Source organism: Alphaproteobacteria bacterium, from assembly GCA_016699735.1.
Lineage (GTDB): Bacteria > Pseudomonadota > Alphaproteobacteria > Micavibrionales > Micavibrionaceae > JAGNKE01.
Map to the genome: position 1 here is coordinate 115,751 of CP065008.1, position 14,949 is coordinate 130,699.

Genomic DNA, 14,949 nt, shown 5'->3' on the forward strand with positions numbered 1-14,949 from the left:
AAAAGTGGTGCCCAGGAGAGGACTCGAACCTCCACAACCTCGCGGTCACCAGTACCTGAAACTGGCGCGTCTACCATTTCGCCACCTGGGCTCTGCGCCGTTCCTGTTTGTCACAGGTCCAAGACAGATGAAATTCTCTATCCCAGACGCCGCCGAAAGTCAAACCATGCCGGAGCAAAGTCTTAACGAAAACAAAAAACTCCCGTTAACATTTCCATAGGGATTTTCTGCCATCATCGGAAGGCATTTGCACTGCCCTCTGCGTTATGACACATTAAAAAGACAAAGATTTCAAAGGCATATCGTTATGAAAATTCTTATCGTGGACCGGGAAGGCATAACCGCCCAGCTGATGAAAGCGCGTCTTGAACCGCTCGGTCATCAGATCAAGGAAGAGACCTCAAAGAACAACGCCGTCGAGCTTCTCGCCAACGAACGCTTCGATATGATCTTCATTGACCCTATGCCGCTGACCAGCGCCCGCCCGGTGATCCTCAACATCCGCCGCGCCAGCTCGAATTATCCCTACGTGCTTCATATGGCCACCGAAGGCACCCAGATCGAGGCCATCCAGTCCGGCGCCAATGATTTCATCGCCAAGCCGATCGACCCCGAAAGCCTCGACAAAAAAGTCGAAAGCGCCAAGCGCCTCACCGCTCTGATCAAGCGCATCGGCGACGACAAGGAGGATTTCCCGAGCGCCGGAGGCATCATCGCCAAATCCGCCTTCAACCAGCTTTTTCTCTCCGCCATAGACCGCGCCGACCGCTACGGCGAGCGCACCTACATCGTTTTCATCCGTCTTTCGAACTATCAGGACATCGCCGAGCGCGAAGGCCCGTATGCCGCCGATTACGCCGTGGCCAAACTCTCCCAGTACCTCGTGCGCCTGCGCCGTCAATCCGACATCATCGCCCAGACCGAGCGCTTCGAATACGCGCTTTTGCTCCAGCGCCCCCTCTACGAAACCGAACCGGAAGAGGCCGCCAACCGCTTCGCCGAAGCCGTCGCGGGCTTCAAGGATTTCTTCGCCGCCGGCGAAGTCGCCCCCGAAGTCACGGTCAAGCTGGTCGATCTCCCCGTCGGCTCTCAGATCGTCGAGCATTACCTGACCAAGGACAGCGCCAAACGCTAATCCGCCGTTGATCAGGGCTTGATAAACGCGAAAACCTGTTTTTTCTCCCAAACCCATACGCTATCATGACCGCAGGTCTGGCCACCTGCGGACAATATCCCCGCCCGCAGACCCGCACGGGACGTCACATGATACGCATCAACAGGCACAGAATCAGAAGTGTTCTGCTCGGAACCGGCACGGTTCTGACTCTTCTCTTTACCTTTTTGGGAATCCTGTTGATCCTGCGGGCTGATCCGCGGGACGCCTCCAATGCCCATCTGCAAAAGGCGCAAAGCCTGCAAGAGCAAGCCGCGCAGGAAACGGTAGGCCGGACTCTGCAAAACGATCTTCTCCAGGCCGCCTTCCAGGAATATCTGCAGGCCTTGAAATCCGATCCCTACAATCCGCAGATATGGCAAGCCCTGCCCGATCACGCCGGAAATCTTCCTCGCGCCCTGTTGCCGCGGATGATGGCCCTGCGCCGCCAGATTCTCGCCCTTGATCCGCCGCTGTCCGAAAAACAAAGCGAAGACGGAGGGTAAGCGCATGAGACGTCTCCTCTCCGGCGCCGAGTTCGATCTTGTGATCTATGTGCTCTTGCTCGGCGCGACCACACTGGCCTTCGCCTTTGTCCCTGTTTCAAATGAGCGTCTGGGCCTTCTGGCCGTGCTGTGGGGCGTAGCGTTGATAGCACGGCTGAAAAACCTGCGCGATTTCTCGGCGCGGCTGGCAAAGGCGGGACATTACGATTATTCCGAATACAACCCCGCCCTGACACTGCCTCAAAAAATTCTCAACCAGCTCAGCCACGAACAATATATGCAGCGGGGGATGATGGCCCTGCGGGCGCTCCGGCTTCCCGGAATCTTCTGGATCGCCTGTGCCCTCGCCTTCGCCGCCTGGGGCGTGGCCATGACGCTCTTCCCCGCGATGCCGGCCCCCGTCCCCGCTTTCAAAAACAATCTCGATGCCGTTGTGCGCGAAATCACCGGCGAGAACCTGAAATCCTACACCATGAGCCTCCTCATCGCGGCGCGCAGACTGAGCATACTCTTTATCATCGGCGCCGCCTTCTGGCTGGGGCAGAGCTACGCCTACCGCACCCCTGCCCGCCCCCTGCGGTTCCTCTGCGCCGTGCTTCTGCTTGTGGCCTTTCTGGTCAACTTCGCCAACGAAAGCTTCACGACTCTCCTGCTGATTGACCTGACGAAGATCGGCCCTTACGGTTTCGGCTGGGAAAGCCTGGAATTGCTGCAATCCATGAAACTCGCCCCGCACCCGCTGACCCCGGTCTCGCAGCGCGCCCTCGAACTCGGCTGGCTCGGCCTCTTCCTGTTTTACACGCCTTGGTGTCTGTGCGCCCTTTCGTTGCTGAAAGCCTCATGGAGGGAATACGAACGCGCCGCCTATGCGGTCCGCGGCCTTCTGGTTCTCTCCATCCTGCTCTTTTCCGATCTTTTTCTCGCGGCGGGGGATCAGATGATCGCCCTCTGGGTCTCCGGCTGGGCCGCCTTCGCCCCCTACTGGGTCCGCGCCCACCGCCACATTAAAAAGAAATAGGAATATTTTCCTAATTATATACTTGACTGCTGGTTTTTACCGCGCCTAAATCTATAATCCCACTCATGAGCAACGAAGATGAAAAGCGCCGCGATGCGGTTTTAAAGACCATGCTGAACACCCCGCCAAAGCCTTTAAAGTCTAAGGCGGACAAAAAATCTCTGGAAGCCAAGGAAACCTTGGAATCTGACGATGCGGGCTAAGAATATTTTTTGATTTTTTCGGATTAAATTTTTATCTTTATTATTATTACCACTTCGTGCATAATTTAATTCGTCGTTGACTATTTATAGGCAATGACGGAACAGAACAGGCCGCTCGGCGTCCAAACCAAAGCGACCTGTCTGTGCGGATGTTAGTCCCGCTCCATTTCTCCGTAAGGAGAAACTTAATAAGGTGGACGCGAAGGGAATTGCACCCTCTGGGGGTTGAATGGGAGTTCCTCCCCAGCACTGAGCCGCGCCCTAGCGGCGAATTGTAACTAAAGTTTAAGGCGGAGTCTAGCGGCTCTGCCTTTTCTTTTCACTGGTTAGTGTTTTTGATTGGGGCCAAGGTTGCGTGTTGCTTTAAGCCCCGCGGTAAGTCAGTCTTTTACCCTCAGCACCTTTGAGGCAAAGCAACGCCCTGTCAGAGTCAGTAATATCGCGGCTGTTGTACCGGAAATCAAACTCGTTCAAATAGCGCTGCAAGTGTTTTTCTTTGCAGTGCTGGTAAACACCCCTCATGCCGCGCTTGAAGATGGAAAAATAGTTTTCGCAGCTATTCACATGAACGCCTTTATTAACATATTGGCCCGCAGTGTGCTTGACTGTTTTATGATCGCCGTATTCTTGGCCGACCTTCTTGTAAAGATTGCTTTCATCTGTGTGCAGGGCGGTTTCCTGCTTTACGTTCTTGGCTAGAATTTCGCGGATCGTAGCCACATTCGCCGTATCGACATGGAAAGTGCGGGATTTGCCCTTGCTAACCAGCGTGACCACAGACATTTTGCTGCTATGGCTCGGCTTGCCGCGAATCGTGCGCTTGGTAACAACCTCTTTCTTGCCGAAGTAGGTTTCATCAATCTGAACGCTCTCACCTTCGCCGCCCATAGGTTCGCCAAAAGTTTCCATCATGGCCTCACGAATCCTGTGCGCCATAAACCAAGCGGATTTGTATGTCAGTCCTAACATTCTGTGCAACTGGTGGGCGCTCATGCCTTTTTTAGAAGAGCAAAGAAGATGCGTGGCCAAGACCCACTTATGCAAGGGGATGTGTGATCTTTCATAAATCATGCCCGTTCTGACTGTGAACCTGTCGCAGCAATCGCCGCAATGGTAGTAACCCCTAACTTCTTTGGGTACAGGGTTGGCTTTAGTGGCCTTGTTTTTCATCTTAGACGGCTTGATCTTATCAGTACCGCCGCAGATCGGACAAATTACGCCGTTAGGCCACCTTATAGCCTCCAAATGGATGCGGGCGGCGTCTTCATCGTTGTAAATTTTGTCAGTCAAATTCATAGCTTAGCTCCTAATATAACTAAATTATGACCATCTTTTTATTTGCAGTCAAGTATATAATTAGGAATATTTTCTTGACAAAAATCGGCCTCTGATCAATACTCAAACCATCAACACCCGAAATCCGCCCGCCCCTCGGCGGGTTTTTCATTTTCAGGACTCATTTTCTATATTGAAGGAGATAACCCCATGCCCACTTTGATGCCCACCGACGCCAACGACCGCGCCATCCCCGCCCTGCGCCTGAAGCCATCCGGCGCCCACCAGATCGCCGCCACCGCATCCTCGGCCAGAAACACAACGGCTTTCGCGGCGGACACCAAAATCGTCAGCCTTTACGCCACCGTGCCCGTGTTCGTGAAATTCGGCGACTCCACCGTCACAGCGGCTTCAACCGACCATTACTTCCCCGCAGGCCTGTATTATGACATCGCCATCGGCGGCGATCAGGCCGGCCATTACACCCACCTCGCCGTCCTCCGCTCCGGCACGACCAGCGGCGACGTCTATCTGTCTGAAAAAGAATAGAAAGTTTACCTCTTTAGCATCCCCGCGCAAGCGGGGATCCAGAAAACAAAAAACAGAGAGCGCAGCGAAAGATAGAGATTTCCGCGCCCCGTTCCCTCTCCCCGTTTGCGGGGAGAGGGATCAAGGGAGAGGGGTGAAAACCATTAATCAGCTTCCCGCTTTCGCAGGAATGACAATTAAGGCGCAGAAATAAAGACAGGCACTGCCCGCTTCGCGTCTTCGCGATTCAAATGAACTCATCGCGCTTGCAGCAATGAATCGCAAAGCCGCCAAGACATAAAGCGTTCCGCGCTCTGTCTTCCTCTGCCTATCTCTGTAGTTTTTATAATGGGTTCCGGCCTTCGCCGGAATGACGGAAGGAAGCGCAGGCCTCGTTGTGATCGTTGTGCGCGTCGTGTTTAAAAATCTTCAAGCGGCACTGCGTGAATTGAGCGCCGTCACGATCGTTCCGTCATCCAGATAATCCAGCTCCCCGCCCACCGGAACGCCGTGCGCCAATCGCGTAACGCGCAACGAAAAATGCTGCAACCGGTCGGAGATATAATGCGCGGTCGATTGCCCGTCCACCGTGGCCGAAAGCGCCAGAATAACTTCCTCGACCCCCGGACCCTTCCCGTTGAGAGGCCCATCGTTTGCTGCAACCTGCGGAGAGTCCTTCAGGCGCGACAAAAGCGAATCGATCCGCAAATCCCCCGGCCCGATCCCGTCCAGAGCGGATAAAAGACCGCCGAGAACGTGATACCGCCCCTTGTAAGCGCCCGTGCGCTCGACCGCCCACACATCGCTGACATGCGCCACGATACAGATTTTTGCGGCATCCCGATGCGGATCGCAGCAAATCCGGCACGGCGAAACCGAGTCGAGATTCCCGCACACCGCGCAATCCTTGATCTCCGTGGCCACCCGCTCCAGCCCCCGCGCCAGCGGCAGCATCAGCGCCTCCCGGCGCTCGATCAGATGCAGCGCAATCCGCCGCGCCGAGCGATTGCCCAGCCCCGGCAAACCCGCCAGCATTCGGATCAGATGGTCAAGCGGCCCGCCTTCGCTCATACGCCCCCCGATACGCGTCAGTCATTGAACGACGGCTTCCGGCCCTCGTCCTTGAATTTCGGATCGACATACCCGAACAGCTTTTTATCCAGCTCGACCCCGGTCTTCAGATAAAACAACTCGACTTCCGTGATCGCCCCCTGCCCGTCCACCACGCGCCATTTCTTGAGCGCGAACGGGCTTTCCGTAAACGCGAAGGTCAGCGTCCCTTCGGCCGGGTCCGCCGTTTGCGTCACCTCGACCTGCAGAAATCCGGCCATCGTCCGCGTCTCCTTGACCGTCAGATCGCCTTTCAGCGAAAACTCCTTCCGCAAAAAGAAATCCGCCAGAGTCGTGCCGATCGGCGCATTGGTCTGCTCATCCAGCTCCCCGTCATAAAAATAGATGAACGTCCCGTCCGCCACCACGAAATCCTTGTTCGGCGGGTCGTACTCGAACCGCAGCTTGCCCGGACGGCTCAGATAGAACGTCCCCGTCACCTGCTGCCCGTTATGCGTGGTCTGCACGAACCGCGCCTGCGCGGTTTTCAGCTTCTGGAAATAGGCCTCGGCCTTGGCCACATCCCCGGCATCGACCGCCGCAAACGCCGCCCCGGCGCCAAAGAGACACAACACGGAGAGAATCAGGGAAAAACGCTTCATACTGAAAGCCATAATATAAAAGCCCCGCGCTTGAAAGTTAAAAACAACCCCCACAGCCAATAATACGCCGCGAATGATCGCACCATTCTCTGCACCAAAGCATCCCCACCCTTTCCCTCTCCCCGCCTGCGGGGAGAGGGATCAAGGGAGAGGGGTAAAACCATAAAAAAACCAGTTCCCGCTTACGCCGGAAAGGCGACAGAAGCGCCGCCCGCTTCGCGTCTTTGCGATTCAAAGGACAGAATCTTTGAGCGCCGATTTCGTCGCCACAGCACCAAGACACCATGCGCTTGCGCCATCTCCCTCTCCCCGCCTGCGGGGAGAGGGACCAAGGGAGAGGGGCAAAGCCTCAAAAGAACCAAAGCATCCCCGCAAACGCACCTGAAGAAAATTTACAAAGTTTTTACATAAAAAACTTAGACTTCAGGCAAAATATTTCGCATAATCATGCGTGAACCTTAACGTCGATCCGGTTCTTTGAAAAAAATATAGAAAGCTGATGATGCGATTTGCCCTGACAATATATCTGTTTTTTGCACTGACAACTTCACCTTGTCTGGCCGCAGCACAGGAAAATACACAAGATCAGAACACCCCGACAACGGAAGAACCAAACCCGGAAACCGTTCCCATCCCTCTGGCATTACGCCAGCATCTGCGCCCGAATGTGACAAAAGAAGATTTCATGTCTCAGGTGATGCAGTTTTTAAGGCGCGAAGGCTTTGAAAGAAAAAAACTGACGGCCTCCGATATTGAACGCAAAAAAACCCAAGCTCTCCAAAACGCGAGAAGAGCTCAAATACAGAATCTTATGTTCTACGACACGAATTTCGACGCACAGGTCACACTCACGGAAGCAAGAAACTACTTGATCGAGGTGCACTCGAAAAGAGTGAACGGTGAACCGTCCGCAACCGACAACGAAAGAATTCTAAGCGATGTCGAAAACCAGCTTAAGCTTCTAAAAGAACTGGACACGAACAAGGATGAAATCTTGACCTATCAGGAAATGTCGGAACTCGGCGAAGAAACGAAGACGCATATTAATGAAAATTACACATCTAGGGACCAGAGCTATCTGAACCTTGACCCTGACAAAAACGGCGAACTGACCGACCTTGAACTCGAAGCGCTGGCGCTAAAGGCCTTCAACAATGTCGATAAGGACCGCGACGGGATCATAGCGGAGGAGGAGTTTAAATCTCTCGATGAATTCCATAAAACAAACGCGACAGACGCGCAGGAAAGCAAACTCTGTGAAATCAAAACAAAACCCGGAGACTTGAAGATCGTAAGCATCGGCGCTTACGAGGGGCAAGCGCTCTCCACAGTGACCGCCGTGGGTCAGGACAAGGAGACCTTGGCAGCCACGATTAAAATAAAAGATGACCAGCTGGAGACATACCTCATTTTAACCAGCTATGAAGCCATAATCTGGAAAATTGAGGGCAATACTCAAGCGATAAAACAGGTCGTTGTCGCAAGCTTTGAGACGAATAAAAAGAAAAAGTCAGGAAGCGGAGTTGTCGGTATCGAAAAGGACCGCGTAACGTTTCTGGGCCAAAAATGCATTCCGTATTACTACGACGCGCAAGGCGTCGAGATTCTCTCCGCCAAATCGGCGATAAAATACCTCACCGGGCGCTTTCCAGACGAAATGGGCGGTTCGTACGGCGCCAACGAAATAGTTCTATCTGAGGGCAAAGTCTCCTTCCCGCTTCAGGATTCGGAGAAAAAGAACAAGGGAAACAGTGTTTATTTTGAAGGCGGTGAAGGAAATGACGTCATAATATTCACCGGACCGCCCCGCACAGTGCAAATCATCCCAAAGGAAAAGGATGGAGACCGCAAAGACAGGGACGGGAAACCCCTGCCCCCCGGATTTAACGACGAACTCTGGCGAGAACTTTTAAGGTACCACCCCGCCGGAATAGCGGATTTTGATCCATCCGCAGTTGTCTCTGACTTGCCCGCCGAACGTTATGAGGTCATGCCGCAATGGGCCGGAATAGCGCAGCTTGTGAACGAAGGCGCGATAGAAATACTGCATTCGGGCGATTTTCGGATTATTAAGGATATCCCGCGCCTCCCCTCGGGTTTCTATGGGATATCGAGCGTAAAATTTGTTATCGCCCCCGGCCTGAAAGTATTAAATGGGATCGGCAACCATTCGTGCGTCATACGCGAGGATGCTGTGCCGCCCAGACCCAACGGCGCCCTGTGCAGATAAAACTTGGCTCACGCGGCCCATAACACGCCGCAATCCCGCTTCTTTCCCTCTCCCCGCCAGCGGGGAGAGGGATCAAGGGAGAGGGGGAAAAAAACAAAAAACTGGGTTCCCGCTTTCGCGGGAATGACAGAAGGAAGCGCGGGCTGCGTTGTGATCGTTGTGGTCTTTGTGTTTAAAAAACTCTGCGCTCTCTGCGCCTCTGCGGTAAAAACAGAGCAAGCATCCCTCGGCTATTCCTGATCTTCTGGAAGTTTACCGATAAATTCTAAATACTCTTTAACACCCTCAACTCCCGCTTCAAGCGCCCTTTGAATATATTCAAGCCCCTGCAGGACATTCTTCTGAAAACCAAAAGAACCGTAAAGCAGGTCTTTCCCGTAACAGAACATGGCTTCGGAGTGCCCCATTTCCGCTGCTTCCTTTATAAGCCGCGCACCCTTCTCTTGATTAACCTCTGCATAAAAATCACCGAACATATGATCACACCCCAAAGCAAACTTGGCCTCTCGAACACCACGATCGGCAGCAATCTGAAGATGTTTCAAGCTTCTTCTTTCAAACTCTTCGTGACTCTCATTCCACTCACGGAGGCTAAACCGCGAATAAAAATAATGGGCATACGGATCGTCTTTTTCCAGAAAAGGCTGAATAAACTCAAAAAGTGCGGACGCATCCCCTTCTTCATGAAGCTCAAATGCTTTTTTCCTGCTTTCCTCATCCATGCGGTGCCCCCTAAGAACTGAGTCCACAGTAACGCAATTTGTGGAAGATCAACACCTTAACCGACAAAAACCGGACCCGCTGGACCTAGTCCTGACCACTCCACTTAGTCCGGTCAATTTTGAGCCGCAGATTGAACCTAAACGTCGCTGAAATCGCGCACGAGAATTTCCCGCTTGCCCGTCGCATTCGCCGGGGAGATGATCCCCTGCTTCTCCATCTCCTCCACGATCCGCGCCGCGCGGTTATACCCGATCTGCAGGTGCCGCTGCACAAAACTGGTCGAAACCTTGCCCTCCCGCGCCACGATGGCCACAGCGCGGTCATAAAGCTCGTCCACATCGTTGGAGGATCCCTCTTTCCCGCCGCCGAACATCGCGGACATGATCTCGCTGTCCCCGTAATCCCCGTCATCGGTGAGGTTGTCGATATAATCCGGCGACGCCTGACTCTTGAGGAAGGAGACGGATTTCTCCACATCCTCGTCCGAAACGAACGGCCCATGCACCCGCGTCACGCGCCCGCCCGGCGCCATATAAAGCATATCCCCCATGCCCAGGAGCTGCTCCGCCCCGGAATCGCCCAATATAGTGCGCGAATCGATCTTGGAGGTGACCTGAAAACTGATCCGCGTCGGGAAGTTCGCTTTAATAACGCCCGTAATAACGTCTACGGACGGCCGCTGCGTCGCCATGATCAGGTGAATCCCCGCCGCCCGCGCCATCTGCGCCAGCCGCTGGATTGCGTTCTCAACATCTTTCCCGGCCACCAGCATCAGGTCGGCGAATTCGTCCACCACCACCACGATATAGGGCAGCTCCTTAAGCTCCAGCGAAACATCCTCGAACTCCGCCTCGCCTGTGTCGCGGTCGATTCCGGTCTGCACCTTCTGGACGATTTCCTCGCCCTTCTTGATCGCTTCCCGGATCCGCAAATTATAGCCTTCGATATTCCGCACGCCGAGCTTGGACATATTGCGGTAACGGTTTTCCATCTCCCGCACCGCCCATTTCAGCGCCACGATCGCCTTCCCCGGCTCCGTGACGACAGGCGAGAGCAGGTGCGGAATATTGTCGTAAACCGACAGTTCCAGCATCTTCGGGTCGATCATGATAAATCGGCATTGCTGCGGCGACAGTCGGAACAGCAAGGACATAATCATCGTGTTGACGGCCACCGACTTCCCCGACCCCGTCGTCCCCGCCACAAGTAAATGCGGCATCTTCGCAAGGTCGGCCAGAACCGCCTGCCCGCCGATATCCTTGCCCAGAATCAGCGGCAGCTTCGCATTGGTCTTCTCATAAAGCCGCGATTCCAGCATCTCCCGCATATAAACCGTCTGCCGCTCCTTGTTGGGCAGTTCAATCCCGATCACGTTGCGCCCCGGTACGACCGCGCAGCGAACGGAAATCGCCGACATCGACCGCGCGATATCGTCGCTCAGGGATATAACGCGGGACGTTTTCGTCCCCGGCGCCGGCTCAAGCTCGTAAAGCGTCACGACCGGCCCCGGATGGATCGAGCTGATATCGCCGTGAATATTGAAATCCGCCAGAACATTCCGCAGCAATTCGGCATTCTTACGGAGCGATTCCTCATTGGGTTTGCGGCTGACAACGTCCTTGGGAACCTCTTGAATCAAGGACACATCCGGCAACTGCCAATCCTCGACATCCGAAAGCGCAAGGCTTTGCTGCTGCCCCCCGGATTTCTTTTTTGCAGCCGCAGGTTTTTTCGCAGCCGTGGGAGTCACAACAGGAATCTGGCTTTTGGGTTTTCGGGCCGCAAGGGGCGCAGCCTCTTCCTCACCATCTTCAGAATCGGAATCCTCACTCTCGATTTCACCCTCTTCTGCCTCTTCGTCATCATCGGACTCTTCATCCTCTTCATCCCTGGCCGCGCGCCGCGCCGCCCGCTCCTCGCGCCACGCCCTGACCTTCTCCAGAAAACCAAACGAAGGAGAATCAACCTCATAATCAGGATCGTTGTAATGCTGCACCCAGTTCAAAAACCCGCGCACCGAAGCAATGCACGTTCCAATCACCGTATAGACGCCGACCTTGGCGGCAAAGGCGGCCCCCGCAACCTCCTCACGGGAAAAAGCCGCAGCAAAAATAAAAACCGGAACCGCCAGCAACGCGCACAACAGGGAAAATATCCCCGGCCCGTAGCCAAACCCGTAAGCCTGCGAAAAAACGGAAAACTGATTGAGCATCAGCGTACCCACGCTGCTCCCCAGATAGGGATGGGCAATCCAGTGTCCCGAGGGAATCTGCGCCAAAGCGATCGAGGCCAGAATACTCAGAACCAGCGTCGCCGCCAGCCTCAGACTTACAGGCCGGATCGTCTGCCGCCGGAACAGCCGCCACGCCCAGAACCCCAAAACAATCGCCAGCGTAAAGGCGCCCGCGCCTAAGGTCTGCAGCAGAACATCCGCCGTCCACGCCCCCGGCAGTGCGCCGAGATTGGCCACATCCGCCTCTGTAACCTCGGAACTCGCGGTATTCCAGGACGGATCGACCGGGCTGTAACTGGCCAGCGCGGCAATAATAAAAAGCGCCCCCGCCAGAAGACTCAGCGCGAAAGCGTCCAGAAACCGCCGCGCCGTGAAAGCCTGCAGCGATTCCGGCACGAACGGAATCGTGGGCTGCTTGTTTTTTCCCTTGCGTTTGCGTTTGATCGTGCGGGTCCGGGCCATGATTCAATTCAGAAGGTTGAACGGGAGAAGGAGTGTGTCAGAGAAAGTTTAACAAAGCATGAGTCCGATAAGGACACCCCAAGATAACAAATTTCACCCCTAAACCGCAACGGCCCAAGCGCAAAAGGTTAAAGGCGGGGAATAAAACAGCGTTAACGCTTTATTAACGATTAGAGTCTACAATCCAAAAGGTTAATGATTATTTAAGCCATTTTCAATAATTAGATTTTTTAGAGTATTTAAGACTATGACAACCCGATCTGAAATGAAAAACCGGAACGCGCCGCAAAACGTGGAGTATAGCGTCTATATCCACCACCCGGCCAACGATGACCGCCGCACATCCCATTGGGAACGTGCCGCGACCACGGATTGCCCCGAAACGGCCCTCAAGAAGGCGGAAATCCTCTACCTGACCTGTAAATATCCCAAGGTGGAGATCAAACGCAAAGTCTTCGACCGCCTCGCCAACCGCCATATCGGGGAAACCTTCAGGATTTTTGGGGAAGAAGGCGACGAAATCCTGACCGAACACCTGCTCTTCCGGGCGCTTTATATCGCCCTGAGCCTGTTTACGCTGATCCTGATTGTAGTGGGTTTCTACGTCTGAAAAACAATTAATCGAGAATACCGAGAGGATTCTGCATCACCAGATCGGCCATCTGATCGTAGACATTCGCGTTTTCGTTCATCTGGTCCTGAATCGGCTTGTTCTGTTCGCCCAGCTTGCGGAAAAACCCGGCGGCATCCTTCAGAAGGCGCCCCGCCAGCACCGCATGGGGCGTATCGTCGAGCTTTCCATAGGGCTGCTGCACCACGAGAACCGAAATCTTCTCGAACACGTTGGCGTTATCCGTCATCTGCTTTTCGATATTCCGGTTCTGGCTGGCCAGTGTACGGAAAAAAGTTGCGGCATCGGTCAAAAGCTTGCTGGCCAGTTCGGCATGGGTCGGCATAAGACGGGTTTCCTTCTAAAGTCTTTTATAACAGGCCTCTAGGCACTCTAACACACGTGAGGTTAACACGATTTGAATAAAAAGCCACGGGCCTTTCCGCTAAAAATTGGTTAAAGCTCCGTCAAATCCTTGCCGAAGCGCCGCCGGAACGGATGCGCGGGATAAGTCCCCAGAAACCGCACATCCTTCGCATAAAAACCGAGTTCCTCGACCGCCAACTGAAACGCATGGCTTTCATAATGCCCCTCAATATCGCAATAAAAGGTCGCGGCCTGAAACGTCTCATCCACATAGGATTCCAGCTTGGTCAGGCTCAGCCCCGCCGTGGCGAACCCTCCCAAGGCCTTATACAGCGCCGCCGGAATGTTGCGGACCTCGAAAAACAGGCTGGTGACCACATCCCCGCCCTCGGCAAGCTCGGGGATATGCGGCTCGGGCGCCAGAATCAGAAAACGCGTGGTATTATGCTGGCGGTCCTCGATATCCCGCTCCAGGATATCCAGCCCGTAAATCTCCGCAGCAAGCGCCGAAGCGATGGCCCCGTGCTGCTTGTCGTTCATTTCGGATATTTCCTTGGCCGCTCCCGCCGTATCCGCATGGATGCGCGGCGTAATCCCGAGTTTTTGAATGAACTTCCGGCACTGCGGGATCGCATGGACATGGCTGTGGACATACTTCAGGTCAGCGATTTTCGTACCTTTGACCCCCAGCAGCATCATGTTGACCGGCTGGAAATGCTCCCCGATGATGAACAGATCCCCCGCAGGCATCAGGTGATGCACATCCGCCACCCGCCCCGCAATCGTATTGTCGATCGGAATCATGGCCAGATCGGTGCGCCCCTCGCTCACGGCCGCGAAAGCCTCGTTGAAAGAATCGCAGGCCACCGTTTTCACCCCGGGAAAAACGGCGCGGCACGACATATCCGAAAAGGCGCCGGGAGCGCCCTGAAAGGCGATGGATTGGGGGTTTTTCATATTCGGCACAGTATCCTTGTATGCAGGACTAAATTTGACAAAAGTCATATCACTTTTCGGTTGAACGACTATAAGCAAAGCGTATAACGGTGTCGACAAAGGCTTTCAAGATGCTATCCTCTTAAAAAGCCTGCGGGCGACACCCGCGTTCACTCAAAACCACCGGATTTAGGAAAACGAGTTTAGGAAAAAATGTCCAGCTTTGAATTCAATAAAATCTTCGCCGCTGTCCTTGTGGCCGGAATTGTCGCCATGCTCTCCGGCTTCATCGCCAGGCAGGCCGTCCACCCCGAAGCCCTGATAAAGGAAGCCGTCGCCATAGAGGGCGCCGCCGAAGACGGCGACCACGGCGGAACCCCGGCCGCAGACAAGCCGCCCGAGCCGATTCTGGCCCTGTTGGCCTCCGCCGATATCGAAAAGGGCGCCAAGCTCTCCAAGGCCTGCGCCGCCTGTCACTCCTTTGAAAAGGGCGGCCCCGCCAAGCAGGGACCAAGCCTCTGGGATGTCGTCAACCGCGACAAGGGCAGCGCGGCTGGGTTCGAATACTCTCCGACCTGCAAGGATATGCCCGGCAACTGGGACTATGCGTCTTTGAACCAGTTCCTCGCCAAGCCCAAGAAATATATGCCTGGTACGAAAATGAATTATGTCGGCCTGAAGAAGGTCGAGGACCGCGCCGCGATCATCGCCTGGCTCAGAACTCTGGCCGATAGCCCCGCCGCCCTGCCGAACGAAGCGGAAATCGCCACCGAACAGGCCGCCAGCGCCCCTCCGGCAGAAGCCGCCACAGCCCCGGAAGCCACACCGCCCGCCGATGGTGCAACACCCCCGGAAACAGCGCCTCCGGCAGAGCAACCCGCCGAAACGCCTGCGGAAAATCCGGCGGAAAAAACCGAAGCCGCACCGGAACCCGTGCAAAAAGCCACCGCGCATTGATCATCAGGAAAATCTGAAGTTTAAGGGGGCTGAAACC

The 14,949-nt window shown here is 54.7% G+C and carries 15 protein-coding genes and 1 tRNA gene; 8 read left to right on the forward strand and 8 right to left on the reverse strand.

Going from position 1 to position 14,949, the window contains the following annotated elements:
- Positions 1-5 precede the first annotated feature (5 nt).
- Positions 6-91: transfer RNA gene (locus IPN28_00580), tRNA-Leu, on the reverse strand.
- A 216-nt stretch (positions 92-307) separates the two neighbouring features.
- Between IPN28_00580 and IPN28_00585 the strand changes: the two genes are divergently transcribed.
- From IPN28_00585 to IPN28_00600, 4 genes are all read left to right on the forward strand, one after another.
- Positions 308-1,135, forward strand: coding sequence for a response regulator (locus IPN28_00585; GenBank protein ID QQS57350.1), 828 nt, complete (start codon positions 308-310; stop codon positions 1,133-1,135).
- A 65-nt stretch (positions 1,136-1,200) separates the two neighbouring features.
- The gene (locus tag IPN28_00590; GenBank protein QQS57351.1) at positions 1,201-1,659 is read left to right on the forward strand and encodes a hypothetical protein; all 459 of its coding nucleotides are present in this window, start codon (positions 1,201-1,203) and stop codon (positions 1,657-1,659) included.
- Positions 1,660-1,663: 4 nt separating this feature from the next.
- A complete protein-coding gene (locus IPN28_00595) occupies positions 1,664-2,677 on the forward strand; it encodes a hypothetical protein (GenBank protein QQS57352.1) in 1,014 nt (337 codons plus the stop codon).
- A 65-nt stretch (positions 2,678-2,742) separates the two neighbouring features.
- Complete coding sequence (locus tag IPN28_00600; GenBank protein QQS57353.1) at positions 2,743-2,880, forward strand: hypothetical protein; 138 nt, start codon at positions 2,743-2,745, stop codon at positions 2,878-2,880.
- 363 nt (positions 2,881-3,243) lie between these two features.
- On the opposite strand, the gene IPN28_00605 is transcribed toward IPN28_00600, so the two are convergent.
- A complete protein-coding gene (locus tag IPN28_00605) occupies positions 3,244-4,176 on the reverse strand; it encodes an IS1595 family transposase (protein ID QQS57354.1) in 933 nt (310 codons plus the stop codon).
- A gap of 267 nt (positions 4,177-4,443) precedes the next feature.
- Here IPN28_00605 and IPN28_00610 point away from each other — a divergent pair, with 267 nt between their 5' ends.
- Entirely contained in the window at positions 4,444-4,704 is a 261-nt protein-coding gene (locus tag IPN28_00610) for a hypothetical protein (protein QQS58500.1), read from the forward strand.
- Positions 4,705-5,112: 408 nt separating this feature from the next.
- On the opposite strand, the gene recR is transcribed toward IPN28_00610, so the two are convergent.
- Positions 5,113-5,754: a recombination protein RecR gene (gene recR, locus IPN28_00615; GenBank protein QQS57355.1), complete on the reverse strand. Its 642-nt coding sequence runs from the start codon at positions 5,752-5,754 to the stop codon at positions 5,113-5,115.
- Positions 5,755-5,771: 17 nt separating this feature from the next.
- Entirely contained in the window at positions 5,772-6,395 is a 624-nt protein-coding gene (locus IPN28_00620; protein ID QQS57356.1) for an outer membrane lipoprotein carrier protein LolA, read from the reverse strand.
- Positions 6,396-7,080: 685 nt separating this feature from the next.
- On the opposite strand from IPN28_00620, the gene IPN28_00625 reads away from it, so the two are divergent.
- Positions 7,081-8,625, forward strand: a complete 1,545-nt coding sequence (locus tag IPN28_00625) for a hypothetical protein (GenBank protein ID QQS57357.1) — start codon at positions 7,081-7,083, stop codon at positions 8,623-8,625.
- Positions 8,626-8,855: 230 nt separating this feature from the next.
- Here the strand turns inward: IPN28_00625 and IPN28_00630 are convergent, their stop codons facing one another.
- Both IPN28_00630 and IPN28_00635 read right to left on the reverse strand, forming a co-directional pair.
- The gene (locus IPN28_00630) at positions 8,856-9,347 is read right to left on the reverse strand and encodes a hypothetical protein (GenBank protein ID QQS57358.1); all 492 of its coding nucleotides are present in this window, start codon (positions 9,345-9,347) and stop codon (positions 8,856-8,858) included.
- A 137-nt stretch (positions 9,348-9,484) separates the two neighbouring features.
- A complete protein-coding gene (locus tag IPN28_00635) occupies positions 9,485-12,043 on the reverse strand; it encodes a DNA translocase FtsK 4TM domain-containing protein (GenBank protein ID QQS57359.1) in 2,559 nt (852 codons plus the stop codon).
- A 247-nt stretch (positions 12,044-12,290) separates the two neighbouring features.
- Here IPN28_00635 and IPN28_00640 point away from each other — a divergent pair, with 247 nt between their 5' ends.
- On the forward strand, positions 12,291-12,653 hold the full coding sequence (locus IPN28_00640) for a hypothetical protein (GenBank protein QQS57360.1): 363 nt from the start codon (positions 12,291-12,293) through the stop codon (positions 12,651-12,653).
- Positions 12,654-12,660: 7 nt separating this feature from the next.
- On the opposite strand, the gene IPN28_00645 is transcribed toward IPN28_00640, so the two are convergent.
- Both IPN28_00645 and IPN28_00650 read right to left on the reverse strand, forming a co-directional pair.
- Positions 12,661-12,858 carry a hypothetical protein gene (locus IPN28_00645; GenBank protein ID QQS58501.1) on the reverse strand — a complete coding sequence of 66 codons (198 nt, stop codon included), beginning with the start codon at positions 12,856-12,858 and terminating at the stop codon, positions 12,661-12,663.
- A 251-nt stretch (positions 12,859-13,109) separates the two neighbouring features.
- Entirely contained in the window at positions 13,110-13,976 is an 867-nt protein-coding gene (locus IPN28_00650; GenBank protein ID QQS58502.1) for a prephenate dehydratase, read from the reverse strand.
- Between the two features lie 192 nt (positions 13,977-14,168).
- Here IPN28_00650 and IPN28_00655 point away from each other — a divergent pair, with 192 nt between their 5' ends.
- Positions 14,169-14,912, forward strand: a complete 744-nt coding sequence (locus IPN28_00655; GenBank protein QQS57361.1) for a cytochrome c family protein — start codon at positions 14,169-14,171, stop codon at positions 14,910-14,912.
- Positions 14,913-14,949 lie beyond the last annotated feature (37 nt).

Coding starts and splice junctions, on each gene's coding strand:
- IPN28_00585 (QQS57350.1), top strand. CDS start 308: ATGAAAATTCTTATCGTGGACCGGGAAGGCATAACCGCCCAGCTGATG.
- IPN28_00590 (QQS57351.1), top strand. CDS start 1,201: ATGACCGCAGGTCTGGCCACCTGCGGACAATATCCCCGCCCGCAGACC.
- IPN28_00595 (QQS57352.1), top strand. CDS start 1,664: ATGAGACGTCTCCTCTCCGGCGCCGAGTTCGATCTTGTGATCTATGTG.
- IPN28_00600 (QQS57353.1), top strand. CDS start 2,743: ATGAGCAACGAAGATGAAAAGCGCCGCGATGCGGTTTTAAAGACCATG.
- IPN28_00605 (QQS57354.1), bottom strand. CDS start 4,176: ATGAATTTGACTGACAAAATTTACAACGATGAAGACGCCGCCCGCATC.
- recR (QQS57355.1), bottom strand. CDS start 5,754: ATGAGCGAAGGCGGGCCGCTTGACCATCTGATCCGAATGCTGGCGGGT.
- IPN28_00620 (QQS57356.1), bottom strand. CDS start 6,395: ATGAAGCGTTTTTCCCTGATTCTCTCCGTGTTGTGTCTCTTTGGCGCC.
- IPN28_00625 (QQS57357.1), top strand. CDS start 7,081: ATGTCTCAGGTGATGCAGTTTTTAAGGCGCGAAGGCTTTGAAAGAAAA.
- IPN28_00630 (QQS57358.1), bottom strand. CDS start 9,347: ATGGATGAGGAAAGCAGGAAAAAAGCATTTGAGCTTCATGAAGAAGGG.
- IPN28_00635 (QQS57359.1), bottom strand. CDS start 12,043: ATGGCCCGGACCCGCACGATCAAACGCAAACGCAAGGGAAAAAACAAG.
- IPN28_00640 (QQS57360.1), top strand. CDS start 12,291: ATGACAACCCGATCTGAAATGAAAAACCGGAACGCGCCGCAAAACGTG.
- IPN28_00650 (QQS58502.1), bottom strand. CDS start 13,976: ATGAAAAACCCCCAATCCATCGCCTTTCAGGGCGCTCCCGGCGCCTTT.
- IPN28_00655 (QQS57361.1), top strand. CDS start 14,169: ATGTCCAGCTTTGAATTCAATAAAATCTTCGCCGCTGTCCTTGTGGCC.